Annotated in this window: 10 protein-coding genes, 1 tRNA gene and 2 rRNA genes; 3 read left to right on the top strand and 10 right to left on the bottom strand. The window is 59.8% G+C overall.

The window, feature by feature from the left end:
• Window positions 1-78: 78 nt before the first annotated feature.
• The 3 genes from AAAX72_RS07475 to AAAX72_RS07465 all read left to right on the top strand — a co-directional run bounded on the left by AAAX72_RS07475 (window position 79) and on the right by AAAX72_RS07465 (window position 2,249).
• Window positions 79-1,092 carry a polyprenyl synthetase family protein gene (locus tag AAAX72_RS07475; RefSeq protein ID WP_260699342.1) on the top strand — a complete coding sequence of 338 codons (1,014 nt, stop codon included), beginning with the start codon at window positions 79-81 and terminating at the stop codon, window positions 1,090-1,092.
• A gap of 138 nt (window positions 1,093-1,230) precedes the next feature.
• Window positions 1,231-2,136, top strand: coding sequence for a peptidoglycan-binding protein (locus tag AAAX72_RS07470; protein WP_022094145.1), 906 nt, complete (start codon window positions 1,231-1,233; stop codon window positions 2,134-2,136).
• A gap of 38 nt (window positions 2,137-2,174) precedes the next feature.
• Window positions 2,175-2,249, top strand: a tRNA-Gln gene (locus AAAX72_RS07465).
• Between the two features lie 342 nt (window positions 2,250-2,591).
• On the opposite strand, the gene AAAX72_RS07460 is transcribed toward AAAX72_RS07465, so the two are convergent.
• From AAAX72_RS07460 to AAAX72_RS07415, 10 genes are all read right to left on the bottom strand, one after another.
• Window positions 2,592-4,766: a hypothetical protein gene (locus tag AAAX72_RS07460; protein WP_349129803.1), complete on the bottom strand. Its 2,175-nt coding sequence runs from the start codon at window positions 4,764-4,766 to the stop codon at window positions 2,592-2,594.
• Between the two features lie 184 nt (window positions 4,767-4,950).
• Window positions 4,951-6,840, bottom strand: coding sequence for a carbon starvation CstA family protein (locus AAAX72_RS07455; protein WP_349129801.1), 1,890 nt, complete (start codon window positions 6,838-6,840; stop codon window positions 4,951-4,953).
• Between the two features lie 810 nt (window positions 6,841-7,650).
• Window positions 7,651-10,035 carry a tRNA (adenosine(37)-N6)-threonylcarbamoyltransferase complex transferase subunit TsaD gene (tsaD, locus tag AAAX72_RS07450; RefSeq protein ID WP_349129800.1) on the bottom strand — a complete coding sequence of 795 codons (2,385 nt, stop codon included), beginning with the start codon at window positions 10,033-10,035 and terminating at the stop codon, window positions 7,651-7,653.
• Window positions 10,022-10,528 carry a tRNA (adenosine(37)-N6)-threonylcarbamoyltransferase complex ATPase subunit type 1 TsaE gene (gene tsaE, locus AAAX72_RS07445; RefSeq protein ID WP_006235849.1) on the bottom strand — a complete coding sequence of 169 codons (507 nt, stop codon included), beginning with the start codon at window positions 10,526-10,528 and terminating at the stop codon, window positions 10,022-10,024. The genes tsaD and tsaE overlap by 14 nt, the downstream gene beginning before the upstream one ends.
• A 12-nt stretch (window positions 10,529-10,540) precedes the next feature.
• Window positions 10,541-11,161: a uracil-DNA glycosylase gene (locus AAAX72_RS07440; RefSeq protein WP_006235848.1), complete on the bottom strand. Its 621-nt coding sequence runs from the start codon at window positions 11,159-11,161 to the stop codon at window positions 10,541-10,543.
• An 8-nt stretch (window positions 11,162-11,169) separates the two neighbouring features.
• Entirely contained in the window at window positions 11,170-12,315 is a 1,146-nt protein-coding gene (alr, locus tag AAAX72_RS07435) for an alanine racemase (protein WP_035137770.1), read from the bottom strand.
• 2 nt (window positions 12,316-12,317) lie between these two features.
• Complete coding sequence (locus AAAX72_RS07430; protein ID WP_349129799.1) at window positions 12,318-13,934, bottom strand: NAD(P)H-hydrate dehydratase; 1,617 nt, start codon at window positions 13,932-13,934, stop codon at window positions 12,318-12,320.
• Window positions 13,935-14,474 (bottom strand): holo-ACP synthase, encoded by a 540-nt coding sequence (acpS, locus tag AAAX72_RS07425; RefSeq protein WP_349129798.1) that lies wholly within the window; start codon window positions 14,472-14,474, stop codon window positions 13,935-13,937. It lies immediately after the preceding gene.
• Between the two features lie 175 nt (window positions 14,475-14,649).
• Window positions 14,650-14,765: ribosomal RNA gene (gene rrf / locus AAAX72_RS07420) — 5S ribosomal RNA — on the bottom strand.
• Between the two features lie 147 nt (window positions 14,766-14,912).
• A 23S ribosomal RNA gene (locus tag AAAX72_RS07415) occupies window positions 14,913-15,016 on the bottom strand; the annotation flags it as partial.

Here is a 15,016-nt window from a genome sequence, read left to right as displayed (position 1 = left end):
CCGCGCCAAACGCCCTGATGTGGCAATATGTTGTCTGCATATTGCATCAATGCAACCTCAGAAAGAATGCGAGAACCCGTGTCCAGTCCGTTTACCAGCTTTTTAGCCCAGCACTTTGACCAGATTAACGACTATCTGGCCACGTTCTTTGACGGACAGGCGACCTCTGCCGATATCGAGCGCTACCTGTACGCGCCGCTCTCGGCTTTTACGGCCAACGCCGGCAAGCGCCACCGCCCGCTTATCTGCATGCTCGCCGCAACCGCAGTGGGCGGTAGCTTTGAGAGTGCCCGCAGCGCCGCGGCAGCCATCGAGCATTTCCAGTCGGGCGCGCTGATCCACGACGACATCGCCGACAACGGACAGCTTCGTCGAGGCAAGCCCTGCATGCACCTTACCGAGGGCACGGGCCTTGCCATCAATTGTGGCGACCTGGCGCTCACCATGGTCACCAAGACGGTTCTCGACGACCCTACGCTGGAGTCCGACGTGAAGCTGCGCGTGCTCCACGAGCTTACCGAGATGATCGTCCGCACCATTGAGGGACAAGCACTCGACCTGGGTTGGGTCCGCGACGGGCGCTTTGATATCTCGGTTGATGACTACCTGGACATGGCGACGCACAAGACCGCGTTTTACAGCGGAGCCACGCCGCTTGCCGCCGGAGCCATTATCGGCGGCGGCAGCGATGAGCAAATCGAAGCGCTGCGCGCCTTTGGCCTGCACACAGGCCTTGCCTTTCAGATTCAGGACGACCTGCTCAACCTTGTCGGCACTAAGGAAGCCGCCAACAAGGACTTCCGCACCGACATCACCGAGGGCAAGCGCACGCTTGTCGCCGTACACGCCCTCTCTGATGAGCGCCACCACGACGAGGTCGAGGCGATTCTTTCCTCAGGCACCGATGATCCCGCGCAGCTCGCACGCGCCGTGGAGATCTTCCAGGAGACCGGCTCCATCGATTACGCCCACACTTACGCGCTCGACCTGACCGCTAAGGCCAAAGCGGCCATCGAGAACGTTGAGCTTGATCCGCACGCACGCGAGCTGTTCCTCTCCATGGCAGATTTCTTTGTGGAGCGCCTTAACTAACGGGGGTTATAAAACCTGTCAGCAGCGTATTTAGGCACAACTTGCTACACTGTTGAGTGCATGTTTATGCATCCCTTTGCGTTGTCTATCCGACAGACGCTCAAATAGTACGAATGGTACGCCGAAAGGGGTTCGTTCATGGAACCTATTACAACGGGCATGCAAGGAGCAGCCGTCGAGGACGTGCAGTCTCGTCTCCTGCAGCTCGGCTACACGATTGATGCCGCCGAAGTCACCGACAAGTACTTTGGAGCCACCACTGAGCAGGCCGTCAGCACCTTCAGGCTCGACAGCGGCCTTGCTGCCGGTCATGCCGTCGATATCCCCTGTTGGAGCGCCCTTGTAGACGCTTCGTATAAGCTGGGCGACCGCACCCTCTATCTGCGCATGCCCAATTTCCATGGCGCCGATGTGCAGGCCCTGCAGCGCGCTCTCAACGTTTTGGGCTTTGCCTGTGGCGAAGACGACGGCTACTTTGGTCCGCATACCGAGGCCGCCCTGCAGCAGTTCCAGGAAAATGTCGGCCTGTTTGCCGACGGCATGGCCTTCCAGGACACCTACGCCTACATCAACCGCCTGCACCATGTGTGGGAGGGCAAGCCCTCGGTCACCGAAGCCGAGTCCCGCATCGGTTTTGCTCGCGCCGCCAACGTGCTCGAGCGCTTCCAGATTGCCGTTATCGGCGAGGACCCCATCGCACGCAGCGTTGCGTCGCGCATGTGGAATATCGCCACGGCAACGACCGACAACAGCGGCATGATGCTCTGCGACTCCGAGGTCCCAACCGACGTTGACCTAGTGCTCGAAATCGCAAGCGATGAGCTGCCCGCCGACGCCGCACCGCGCGCCACGATCGCCCTCGCCGAGTGCCACAACCTGGCCCAGCGCATCCGCACTGCCAATGTCGCCGCGCAGCAGAAGCCGGCACGCATTCGCATTGAGCTCACGGGCATGACGCGCTACAACGGCACCTTCACGGCCAGCGACGCGCAGACACTCGCCGTACGCCTGCTCGATGGCGTTTGCGATGCCCTCGCAGATTAGGTAAACTAAACGAGTTGCTTTTGGGCAACACCACACATTGGGACGTAGTTCAACGGTAGAACTCCGGTTTTTGGTGCCGGCTGTTGGGGGTTCGAATCCCTCCGTCCCAGCCATTAAAATTGAGCGCCCTGAGCCCATAACGGCCCAGGGCGCTTTCTTGTGGGCAAGCGGAGGGATTCGAACCCGCAAGGGTGCAGAGCTGAGGAAACGCGAAGGCGCCCCAAGCCCATTAGGACCAAGAGCGCCTAACATCAAGAAAATATCAGCCCAGTTCCGAAAAGCGAGCCGCATGCAACAACCAGGTAACCACAGGCCCCGGGAGAGCGGGGACACCGGCTTAGGTTTATCGCGAGTTCCGCACGAACAGGAGGCCACTTAATGTGGCCTCCGTCGTGAGCAGGACTGTAGAGCAGGAAACCTAAGCCGGTGTCCCCGCTCTCCCGGGGCCGAACGCCCTAGTTGTTGAGCATGCGGTCGAAGCTTCCCGAGTCGCCATCCCGATAGTCTGCGGTCATCAGAATCTCCTGCGGAATGCGCCCGCCCTCGCGCAGTACGTTGCGGAACTGCACGCGCGTAACCATGGGCAGATCCTTGATCGTCGCCGCCAGGTTCTGCGGCACGCCCTGGTTGGCAGCCGCGGGCTCGCACGCGCCGCCGGCCTTCACGCGGCGCTTATGCTCGGCAAGCATGGCGCGATACATACCGGCATGCAGGCGAATCTCAACGACGTTAGCGTTGCGGGCCTGCTCGACGATGCGCGCACCCTCGCGATCGATGTCGCCCACGTAGTAGATATAGGTAAAGCGATAGCCAATCTCGGCCAGATAATCGTCCAGGGCATGCGAGACGCTCGCCTTGCATCCGCCGCCAAAAATCACGCCGCCCACCTTGATGCCAAAGAGCTTGGCGTGCTTGCGGCCACGCAGCAGCTTGACGATCTCGTCGTAGGTGTCCAGGTTCTCGACCATAATGAACGGCTTGTCGGCGCCCAGCGTAAAGAAGCCCGTAAAGTGCACGGGGCGATTGGGGGCGACCTTGATCGCCTGCATGCTGATGCCCTTTTCGGTCATACGCCTGATCAGGCGCTCACCGTGCTTGCCGTCAAAAGCCTTCTCGTCGTTAAAGATCTGGTAGGCACGCTGGCGGCGCGAGGCAACCGGCGTATCGGCACCTCGATTCTGCTCGATCCAAGCCTGGATGATTGCAATTTCCTCGGCAATCTTGCGGTTGGACATCTCGTTATGCTGAGTGCGCTGCGGAGCCTTTTTGCCGTCCTTGCCCTCGACCTTTACGATCTGTGTCTGCTGCTCCTTGATCTTAGAGAGCGCCGTAGGCGTAGGGACAACTTTGAGCAGCTGCCTGCCTAAAACGCGGGCAAGGGCAAACGCCGATACCTCACCGTGGACGGCCGACTCGGGCTGCTGGGCAGCAGTACCTGCTGCGGCAGACTCCGGCTTCTTCTGAGACTTGCGCTTAGAATCGCCTTGGGAATTGCGCTCGCGCTTCGGCATAGACGCCTGCTTCTGCGGACGATCGGACTTGCTCTCCTTCGCCGGCTGGCGCTTAGGCTGCCCCGAAGAAACCTCGGCCTTCGCATCCTCGTCCTGCGGCGTGGTCCTCTCGGCTGCAGCCTCGGCATGGGAACTGCGGCCCCCACGATGGCGACGACGGCGAGGCTTGCTCGACGCGCCCTGCTCCGTCTGCTCATCAGTAGGCTGCTGGCCCTTGGCCTCGACATCAACCTCAAGCTGCGGCTCAACAGGCTTCTGCTCGCGAGCCGCCGGCTCAACGGCCTTCTCGTCCTGGGTGGTCGAAACCGACTCGCCCTTCTCCTGATGCTTTACGGGATACGCGCGTCCCGCAAAACCGCGGCCGGGACGACACGAACCCGGAGCCTTCTTGGCAGACTCCTCAACATCGTCTGCAACCTCAGAAGACTCTTCAACCTCACGCGCGGCATCCTGCTGTGCAGCCTTAAAGTGAGCACCGCGACGGCGCTTGGGCTCTTGGGCCTCCACGGGCTTTTGCCCCTTCGTGGGCTTCTGCGACTCGGCAGCGACCTCGGTCTCAACAGCCTCAGCATCCGTCTCACCCTTTTGAGCAACGGCGCGACGGAAGCGCTCCTGCTGGGCGCGGCGCTGCGCATCGCGCTTGCCACCCCCGCCAAAACCGCCGCGTCCTGCCTTGGCCGTAAAGGCACGCACGACGTTCTCATCGAGCAACTCATCGGTATCGACATGCTCACGCGGAGCAGCTTCTTCCACAGCAGGCACGTCAGCGGAATCCTCGACGACAAAACCCTCGACGGACTCGGCAGGCTGCTCCTGGGCATCGCGGATCTCGGCATTGATGGTATAGAACGCCGGGCGCCCGTTAATGCCGCTACCCTCGATCTTGGTCACGATCTTTGCCGCGATAAGCTCATCGCGCATCGCCTTGGTGTCGCACTCCTTATCGACGGAGCGGAAAATCTGCGCCAGCGCACTCGACTTAATCTTGAGCGCCTTGCGGCAGAGCAGGTCGTAGGCAACCAGCTTGGCGCGCTCAGCAGAAAGCGACGTCTGGCTGCTCAGGCGCTCAGCCAAAGCATCGACATTGTTTTGATTATCGGAATATACCGTCTTGGCCACGGGGCCCCTTTCATATGTACACATATACGTTTATATGGTACAACGCACGCCCTTATCCACGCAAAACATCTGCGAGAACACTCGAGCGTCACCCGCTTTCGCATGAAAAAAAGACCGAGTCCGCGTCGTTGCGGACCCGGTCTTTCCGAGTCATATGGATGAGAGATTCAACTCGTCCGACCGACTAGGCCTTGACGGCCTCGGCGTCGGCAGGAGCCTCAGCGGCAGCGGCGCGACCGTACTCGGCCTTGCCCATATCGGACCACTCGGGCTCCTCATCAGGCATGGAGCCAGCCTCCTTGCCGAAGAACTCCTTGAGGCAGTTGACGGCGACGATGAGGCCCAGGACCATCAGCAGGACGGCAAAGACGAGCTGCAGGCCCTTGGTGGCGGCGACGGAGACGGCGGCCGTGGTGGCGGTAGCCGGGATGGTACCGAAGAAACCGTAGGCCTGGACGGCGGTCATGCAGCCCATGGCGCTCTGGACCAGCGAGGTGAAGGTGCAGCAGAGCAGGAAGACGACGGGCACGTAGAGCATCCAACCCTTGCGGCCGGTGCACTTGCAGAACACGGCGAGGGTGATCATGGTCATGCCGCCGAGCAGCTGGTTGGAAGCACCAAAGAGCGGCCAGATGTTGGCATAGCCACCAAAAGCGAGGGCGAGACCGGGAAGTAGGGTAACGACCGTGGCGAACCAGGGGTTGCCGAGGACCTTCATGTAGCCGGCCTTGGACTCGATGGCCAGGGCATCGTTGGTCTGGGCAAAGAACTCGGAGAACGAGGTGCGGGCGATGCGGGCGACGGCGTCGAGCGAGGTCAGGGCCAGAGCGGAAACGTTCATGGTCATGAAGACGGTAGCGAGCGTGCCGTCAACACCGAAGGCCTGCATACCGCGGGAGATGCCAGCGGCGAAGATCTGGAACGGGGTGGAAGCGACACCGGCGTTGAGGGCGCCGGTACCGGCGGTGTTCATATCGGAGAACATGATGCCGGCAACGATGACGGCAAGGATGCCGACGAAGGACTCGACGATCATTGCGCCGTAACCGACCTTGACGGCGTCCTGCTCCTTCTCGACCTGCTTGGAAGAGGTGCCGGAAGAAACGAGGCTGTGGAAACCGGAGAGAGCACCGCAAGCGACGGAGACGAACAGGACCGGGAACATCATGCCGGAGGCAGTGGAGAAGCCGGTGAAGACCGGAGCGGTGATAGTGGCCTGACCGTTGACGCCCAGGACGACGATGCCGAGGACAGCGCAGACGATCATGACGATCATCATGATGGAAGTGAGGTAGTCACGCGGGGTCTTGAGCATCTGGATGGGCATAGCGCCAGCGAAGACCAGGTAGACCATGACGACGGCGAACCACTGGAACTTATCCAGGTAGACCGGGAACTGCATACCGACGGCGAACATGAGAACCATGAGGACCACGCCGGTGACGAACTCGGCAGCGCCGGTGAGGTTGAACTTCTTCTGGGCCCAACCAAAGGCGATAGCGACGAAGGTGAACAGGATGGAGATGGTACCAGCGCAGCCGGCGGCATAGGACTTGGTGAAGTCGATGGCACCGGTAGCAGCACCAGAAGCGTCAACGGCCGGGGTGAACATGAACGTCTTGCAGACCATGTCGGTGAAGGCGGCGATGACGATGATGCAGAACAGCCAGCAGAACAGCAGGAACAGGCGACGGCCGGTCTTGCCGATGTACTTCTCGATGAGCTGAGCGAGCGACTTGCCGTTGTTCTTCATCGAGGCGTACAGGGCACCAAAGTCGTGGACGGCGCCAAAGAAGATGCCGCCGACGAGGACCCAGAGCACGACGGGCAGCCAGCCAAAGGCCATGGCGACGATCGTACCCGTGACAGGGCCAGCACCGCAGATCGAGCTGAACTGGTGCGAAAACGCGGTGAAGGCGGAGACGGGCGAGAAGCTGTTGCCGTCCTTCATGCGCTTGGCCGGCGTGAGGGCCTCTTTGTCAACGCCCCACTTGTTGGCCAGCCAGCGGCCGTAGCCCAGATAGCCGCAGGCGAGCACCGCCGCGGCCACAACCATGAGCAAAACTCCGTTCATTACATTTCCTCCTCTAAAAAGAACTTCCCAGACATAAAAAAAATGAGGGCCGTCGGTTGCGCTCGACGGCCCTCATCTTCATCAGCCGCCCGTTATCGTACGGGCTAGCTGTATGTGCTAACCCGCATCAGATAATTACTACGCTGATAATGTTTAGCTGATGCGTGAACATGTCTAAGAAATCCTCTTCAATCATGATGCGAACGATCCGTGCGTGTTCACATCCCCCAGTGGTTGAAAAGGAGTATGAAACTTTAGTTGCCTAAAGTCAACGCAAATTTGTAATGAATTTTCAACTTTTTTGGATTTCTCGGTATAAAACGCCACTGACCTCGGACTTTACCCCACGACAGTTTTTGCATGAGAGATGCCCCTGAGAGCCGCGGGAGCCGGGCGGCGCATATGAACTTTCCTGCTCTACAGTCCTGCGCAAGACGGAAAGCACATTAAGTGCTTTCCTTTGCGTGCGGAACTCGCGATAAAGTTCATATGCGCCGCCCGGCTCCCGCGGCTCTCAGGGGCTCCCATCCCAAATGCGGAGCAAAGCTCCGCACACCATCTTTTTCTTTCAGCTAAAGCACGCCGGAAATTCGACGCTAGCTTGTTAACCTTGCTGGACATTGTCGACGCCGAACCAACTCAGAAGCTATATCGATACAGAAAGGTCCCCGGACGGAGGGGCCGGATATAAGGTTTATCGCGAGTTCCGCACGCAAAGAAGGCCACTTAATGTGGCCTTCGTCTTGCGCAGGACTGTAGAGCAGGAAACCTTATATCCGGCCCCTCCGTCCGGGGACCGCGCCGTACCAGCTACAGCGTCATGTTTGGATCGGCGTCGACGTCGAACGGCGAGATTTCACCTCGGTCGAATTTACGGCGGGCGACCTCCGCGATCATGGCTGCGTTATCGGTACAGGCAGACAAGGGCGGCACCGTTACGCGAATCCCCTGACGCCCAAGCTTCTTGATCATCATCTCGCGCAGATGCGGGTTGGCCGAGACGCCGCCGCCGATGCAGTATTCCTTACATCCGGTAGCGTGCAATGCGTTTTTGGCCTTCTTGTACTGCACGTCAAAGACAGCCGCCTCAAACGAAGCCGCCAGATCGGGCAGGTGAATCGTGCGCCCGGCCTTGGTCTCCTGCTCGATGTAGAGCGTCACGGCCGTTTTAAGACCCGAAAGCGAGAAACGATAGTCTCCCCTGCTGTTAAGCGCACGGGGGAAATCGATCGCGCGGGGATTGCCCGTCTCGGCCAGCTTGGAAATGATGGGGCCACCGGGATAGCCCAGGCCCAACGCCTTGGCCACCTTGTCGAAGGCCTCGCCCACGGCGTCGTCGAGCGTCTCACCGAGCACCTCGTAGTCGCCCCACGCCTTCACGTGCACGAGCATGGTGTGCCCACCCGAGACAAGCGTGAAGATAAACGGCGGTTTGAGGTCGGGCTGCGCCAACAGGTTGGCGAACAAGTGGCCCTCCAGATGATTGACGCACACGAGCGGCTTGCCGGCAGCATACGCAAAGCCCTTGGCAAAGGCAACGCCCACCACGAGCGCGCCCACCAGGCCCGGACCCTGCGTCACGCCCACGGCGGCAAGCTCGCTGGGGGCAATGGCTCCACCCTCAAGACCAAGCGATGCTGCGGCATCCTCGAGCGCCGCATCCACGACACTCACAATCACCTCAACGTGTTTGCGCGAGGCGATCTCGGGCACCACGCCGCCAAAGCGGGCGTGAAAATCAATCTGTGTCGACACCTGGTTGGCCAGCATATTGCCATCCGCATCGATAATCGCCACGGCCGTCTCGTCGCAGGAACTCTCGATAGCGAGCACTAGGCGGCGGCGCTCAATTTCGGCACGCTCCCCCTCGGAGCGCCCAGGCGCAGGCAGCGGCCATACGCGCTGCTCTGCCGCCGTCGGCTCGGGCGAAGCATTGTCGACCGGAAGCACCAGGGGCAGCGGCGCCGTCATGACGATGGCATCTTTGCCAACACCGTAGTAACCGCGGCGACGGCCAGCCTCGGTAAAGCCCAGAGCGTTATAAAGCGCGATCGCTCCCTCGTTGCCGTCCTCGACCTCGAGCGAAGCCGTGGTGCAGCCGAGCATCTGGGCATCATAGCTCACATGCGACAGCAGCTTGCGGGCAATGCCCTCACGGCGATGTGCCGGGTCGACGGCGACATCCAGAATCTGCACATCACCGTCCACGACCATACCGCCGGCAAGGCCCAGCAGCTTGCCGTCGTCGTGTGCCACCCACCAACTACGCGGCGCAGCAACGTCCTCGCCCAGTTCGGACAGGAACATGCCCGGCGTCCACGCCTCGTGTCCGACACCTTCAAAGCAGGCAGCCTCCAGCGCGCTCGTGCCCTCGGCATCCGCCGCGCCCATGGGACGGAACTGCAGATGACGACCGGCGAGCTCATCGGCAACACCCGTAATTTCGCTCTGCGCACTCTCGGCAAGACCAAGACGCTTGCGCTCGTTTTCCTCGGCATCCGAAAGGCGCGTGTAAATCGGCAAGACGCGGGCCGGATCGCCGTCACCCGCAGCGTGCGCGAGCAGCAAGCCCTCGCCCGAAGGCCACCACAGGTCGCGCTCCACGCAGCGGGCGGTCTCGTCCTCACCCAGCAGCTTGCCATAGCGCACGAGACCGTCACCGGTCAGCTGAACCTGGTCCCAGTCCGCTGCTTGGCGCCACTCATCGAGCGCCACGGCGGCCTTGACCACGTGTTCGCGCTCAAATTGACGCTCGGGACCCTCATCAACCAGCATATACAGCGCCGGATATACCTCACCGCGCATAGCATCGGCCAAGATACCAAGCTTGCCGCGCACGCCAGCCTTCCACGCCGTCCAAGCGCAAGCGTCGAGCGTCGACACGCCCAGCAGCGGAACATTGGCACCACGCGCGAGGCCCTTGGCAGTGGAGATGCCGATGCGCACACCCGTAAAGGACCCCGGGCCGCGGCCGACCACATAGCAACCAACATCGCTGCGATCCAGACCGGCTTGAGCCAGCACGCCATCAACGGTATTCACGAGCTCAACGTTGGCGTGACGGCGACACATGTGGTCGCCACTCACGAGCTTCGTCTCGCCCGTCTGCCCATCAATCCAGCTTGCCGCGCAGGCAAGCATGTCGGTCGAAGTATCGAGCGCCACCACCAGCGCGTTGTCGTTATGCAAGCTCATCTTGTACAGCCTTATCAATCAAATGGGAAAGCTCCATTGCGCGGTCACCGTGCGCCTCGAGCGTTATCGTTCGCACATCACTGTCGCCCTCATCACGCTTGAGCGTCACCGAAAGATACTCATCCGTCAGCTCGTCCTGGAATTGTTCGCCCCATTCCAGCAGGCAAGCACCCTCATAGCCCAGCACATCGAAAATGCCCGTATCCTCGAGCTCGTAGGCATGCTCCAGGCGGTATAGATCAAAGTGAAACAGCGGAATACGGCCTTGATCGTGAACGGCCATGAGCGCAAACGTAGGGCTCGTAACCATATGCCCATCGCCCAGCCCGCGCGAGACGCCCTTGGTAAAGTGAGTTTTGCCCACCCCCAGGCCACCGGTCAGGATGAGCACATCGCCGTCCTCAAGGCACGGTGCAATTAGCTCGCCAAAGTACTCCGTATCGGCAGCGCAAGTCGTTTTGTAAGTACCTACCCCCAGGCGCTCCAGGGACATATATGCTCCTTATTATTCCGAGGCGTCCTCTGGTGCGGGATGTCGCTCCAGATAGTCGCCCAGCATCTTAAAGTCTTCCTCCAGCAGTTCCTGCCACGCCGGATTGCGTAGCGCTGCTGCCGGATGGAACGTGGGCATTACTACAAAATGCCCCATCTGGTGGAACCTGCCGCGCAGCTTAGTAATGCCAATCTCGGTCTTAAGCACAAAGTGCGTCGCGGGGTTGCCGAGCGTCACGATAATATCGGGCCAGATGCTTCGAATCTGCTCACGCAAAAACGGCGAGCAAGCCAGCACTTCCTCGGGACGTGGATTGCGGTTTCCCGGCGGGCGGCACTTAAGCACGTTGGCAATGTAGACGTCTTCGCGTTTGAGCCCCGCCAGCGACAAAATGCCGTTGAGGTCCTCGCCTGCCGCCCCCACAAAGGGCTCGCCCTGCAAATCCTCATTGCGGCCCGGCGCCTCGCCAATAAACATCACACGGGCGCGGGGGTTTCCCACGCCAAACACGATATTGTGACGCGACTGGTAGAGCTGGCAGAGGTGACAATCGCCCAGAACGGCCTCAATTTCCTCGAGTGCGACCTCACGTGGTGCCTGATGGGTATGGCCGGGGATGTGCATGACGCCCATAGCGGCTCCTACACGTAGACCTTGTCGAGACGCATGCCAAAGCCGCAGGCGACCTCGTAGTTAATCGTTCCGCGCAGTCGGGCCATCTCGTCCATAGTGATCTCGGCATCGCCATCGCGGCCGACAATAATCATCTCGTCACCATACTCGGCCTCGGGAATCTCGTGTGCCGGGTTGGACTGAATGGCGACCATAAACTGGTCCATGCAGATATTGCCAACCTGATGCACGCGCTCGCCGCGATACAGCACATCCATACGATTGGAAAGCGTACGCGATAGGCCATCGGCATAACCGATCGGCAGCGTGCAGATCTGAACGCGCGTACGCGGTACGCGGTAGGTAAAACCGTAGCCCACGCCCTCACCCATCGCAGGGTGTGCCACGCGCGTCACACGTGCATGGACGCTCATAACGGGATCAAGCTGCATCACGCGGCCACTCAGCTCGCACGGCTGCATTCCATACAAGCCAACGCCGGCGCGAATCATATCAAAATGCATCGAAGGGTCGAGCATCGAGGACGGCGTGTTGGCGCAGTGCACGATACCGCACTCAAAGCCCGCATCCTTAATGGCCTGAACGGCCTCGGTAAAGCGCTGACACTGCAGTTTGTAGTCCCAGCCCGAAGGTTCATCGGCCGTGGCGAAGTGCGTAAATACGCCGTCGCACTGAATACCGCGATGGAAATTAATACCGCGGACAAAGTCAAGCACCTGCGTGTAGTGAACGCCGATACGATTCATGCCCGTCTCGATGGCGAGATGATACTTGCCCACCTTGCCCGCCGCGACGGCACATTCGCCATACGCAAGAGCAAAGTCAGACGTATAGACCGAGGGCATGATATCAAACTCGAGCAACGTCGGAATGGCCTCGATAGGCGGCTCGCTTAGGATGAGGATGGGTTTCGTAATCCCGCCCTGTCGGAGCTCAACGCCCTCGTTAACCGTCGCCACGGCAAACATGTCGGCACCGGCCGAATACATGATCTTGGCGCACTCAACAGCTCCATGACCATAAGCATCGGCCTTAACCACGCAGCACAGGCGCTGACGTGGATTCAGCAAATTCTTATAGGCCCTCGTGTTGCGACGGAGCGCCCCGCGGTCGATCTCGACCCAGGACCAGCGCGTCAAATCGGCTTTATTCATGATTAGTCATCCGACCCTTCGTCCATGATTCCCAGATCTTCGAGCGCATCCTTTGCCGCCAGTTCCATGGCAGGACCGATCAAGTCGATAAGATCGGTCGCGATGACGCTCTTCTCACCATACTCCGTCGCCGCGGCAAAACCGGCGTAGCTGTGAAGTGCGACGGCGTACGAATACAGCAACTCCCAACGATCCATCTCGTCGCGCATGGTGGCAAGCGTGCCGGCCAAAATACCCGCGAGAACATCACCCGAACCGGCAGTTGCCAGAGAAGCCGGACCCGAGAGCGGCAGCAGCACACGCTCAACGCCACAGATAGCCGTCGTCGGCCCCTTGGCAATGACAACCAGGTTGTCGGAGCCTGCAGCCCAGACGACCTTCTGCGCGGCCGCAATCGCGGTACCAAGGTCGTTCACCTCGTCACCGGCAACCAGACGCGAAAGCTCACGATAGTGCGGCGTCATAACCAACGGCTGCTCGCGACGATACATCTCGGGGTTACTATCAATACCGTCAATGGCAATCTTAGCAAGGCAGTTGAGTGCATCGGCATCCAAAATAAGCGGTACATCAAGCTCGAGCAAGCCCGAAACCACCTGCATAGCGCCGGCAGACGTCGTCATACCGGGACCGCACAGTACGCAGCTGTACTTCTTTGCAATCTCGCACACCGTCATGCGCGCAGCGGCGCCAAAGGAGCCGCGGGAATCAGACGGAATAGCAAAGACGGGAATCGAAGGAAGTGCCATGCGAATAAGATTGGCGCAGGCGTCAGGAGTCGCGACTGCCACGTAACCAGCACCCGCGCGAGCTGCAGACTTGGCCGCCATAATGGCAGCACCAGGATATTGCGCAGATCCGGCGACAATAAGCACAGAACCACGGGAATACTTATCGATATTCGTAGGTAGCGGAGCAAAGTAATCAACTAAGTCACCGGGCTCGACAATCTCGGCGGCGTGGTCAACATCATCGATAACCTCGTCAAGACGGTCGTAAAGATTGCCGCAGATCAAATCGCCAGCATACTCAGGGCCATCAGCGCTATACAGACCAATCTTGGGCGCAATCATCGTCACCGTATGTTCGGCACGAATGCAGTCGTCATCAACAACGCCCGTCTCGGCATTCAGGCCCGAGGGGACATCAATGGATACGACACAATCGGCGCATTCATTGACCGTAGGAATCCAGATGGAGAACGGCGCACGCAGATTCCCATGGAAACCGGTACCAAAAATGGCATCGACAACAACATCGGCCTTATCGATCAAAACCTCGAGTTCGTCACGCGAGGGGCCAACGCAAACGTGCACATCGCGGCCGGCAGTACGACGAGCAACATGACGTGCCAGAGCAGCAGGAATCTCATCCGGCTCAACCGGAGAAACGATATCGACGTCCACGCCCTTATGGCTCAGGATATCGGCGGCAACCCAACCGTCGCCGCCATTATTACCAAAACCGACCAGAACGAGAACCCGATCGGGATTGAGCTTCAAGACCTCGTTGGCGGCAAACTCACCCGCTAGCTCCATAAGCTCGGCCTTCGAAGTCCCTTCGCGTTCGATGATATCCTCGAGACGAACGACTTCTTCGGTACTCAAAACCGGTTTCATCTATGCTCCTAGCGTACCTTGCGAAGCATCGCCCAGGTGCTCCGTCAATGCTGAATTCTGCAGCTGCTCAAGCTCATCTAAAACAGAGCGAGCCTCTTTAAATGTCTGCGCTACGCGTTTCTTGGTGCTCACCTTTTCATCTTTTGGCTTAGGCCGAGCATCTTCGGTAATCGCGATGGCATTCGCAACGGCTAAGTCTCCTGTAAGCGTAATGGAAAGAGCGACCTCAACAACACCCAGCTCATGAGCGATCTCGAGTGCACGGCCCGAAAGCAGCGCCTTCGGTTTGCCGAGTTTATCACGCGTAACCGAAACATCCTTGCGACCAACGCCTTGACTAAAACCCGTGCCGAGAGCTTTAAGTACCGCCTCGCGCGAAGCAAAGCGGCTGGCATAGTGAGCAGCGGGACGCGATGATGCATCACAATACGCACACTCTTCTTCGGTAAACACACGCCGAGCAAACGACGGCGTCTTTTCAAGAATTGATTTCATACGGGAAATCTCGACGATATCAACGCCGATACCAGCTTCAGCCATGTTCACCTCCATATCGCACAGACTAAGTTATTGTAGCCCGTTCAGAGAAGATGCGACAAACGAGGGTTATAAAACACAGCTACTATGTGAGACAAAAGCCCGTAAACGCAAAAAGGGGGAGGCCGCGAGGCCTCCCCCCTTCTCAGTTCAAGCGTACGGCTCGGTGCCGTCCACCGGTCAGCGGCGCCCTGGCCTCCCACGGGCTGACCCCGCAGTACTCTCGGCGCGATGGGGCTTAGCTTCCGGGTTCGGAACGGGACCGGGCGTGCCCCCCATGCTCTGGCCGCTGACCGGTGGGCGGCGCCCACCGTTACGGTGTCCGGTGTCTCTCTCACGTGCCCTGGGGGCCGCATGGCGTATAGGAAAGGTCTGACTCGGGGGCATCCTCGTGCCCGGACCGCGCCTAAGAGCGCATGTCCCGCGGGCCGCGAGGTGCGGTTCCGGAAGAGCTCGGGCGATTAGTGCGGCTCGGCTGAGGACGTCGCCGCCCTTGCACCTGCCGTCTATCGACCAGGTAGTCTACCTGGGCCCTTACCGGAAGG

This window comes from Collinsella sp. CLA-ER-H8, from assembly GCF_040092335.1.
Taxonomy (GTDB): domain Bacteria; phylum Actinomycetota; class Coriobacteriia; order Coriobacteriales; family Coriobacteriaceae; genus Collinsella.
Note: the sequence above shows the minus strand (reverse complement) of the source record. Positions and strands in the feature narration are given on the sequence as shown.

Bases quoted from the DNA above. Each gene is read 5' to 3' on its own strand.
- AAAX72_RS07470 (WP_022094145.1), top strand. From the start codon at position 1,231: ATGGAACCTATTACAACGGGCATGCAAGGAGCAGCCGTCGAGGACGTG.
- AAAX72_RS07455 (WP_349129801.1), bottom strand. From the start codon at position 6,840: ATGAACGGAGTTTTGCTCATGGTTGTGGCCGCGGCGGTGCTCGCCTGC.
- tsaD (WP_349129800.1), bottom strand. From the start codon at position 10,035: ATGAGCTTGCATAACGACAACGCGCTGGTGGTGGCGCTCGATACTTCG.
- tsaE (WP_006235849.1), bottom strand. From the start codon at position 10,528: ATGTCCCTGGAGCGCCTGGGGGTAGGTACTTACAAAACGACTTGCGCT.
- AAAX72_RS07440 (WP_006235848.1), bottom strand. From the start codon at position 11,161: ATGGGCGTCATGCACATCCCCGGCCATACCCATCAGGCACCACGTGAG.
- alr (WP_035137770.1), bottom strand. From the start codon at position 12,315: ATGAATAAAGCCGATTTGACGCGCTGGTCCTGGGTCGAGATCGACCGC.
- AAAX72_RS07430 (WP_349129799.1), bottom strand. From the start codon at position 13,934: ATGAAACCGGTTTTGAGTACCGAAGAAGTCGTTCGTCTCGAGGATATC.
- acpS (WP_349129798.1), bottom strand. From the start codon at position 14,474: ATGGCTGAAGCTGGTATCGGCGTTGATATCGTCGAGATTTCCCGTATG.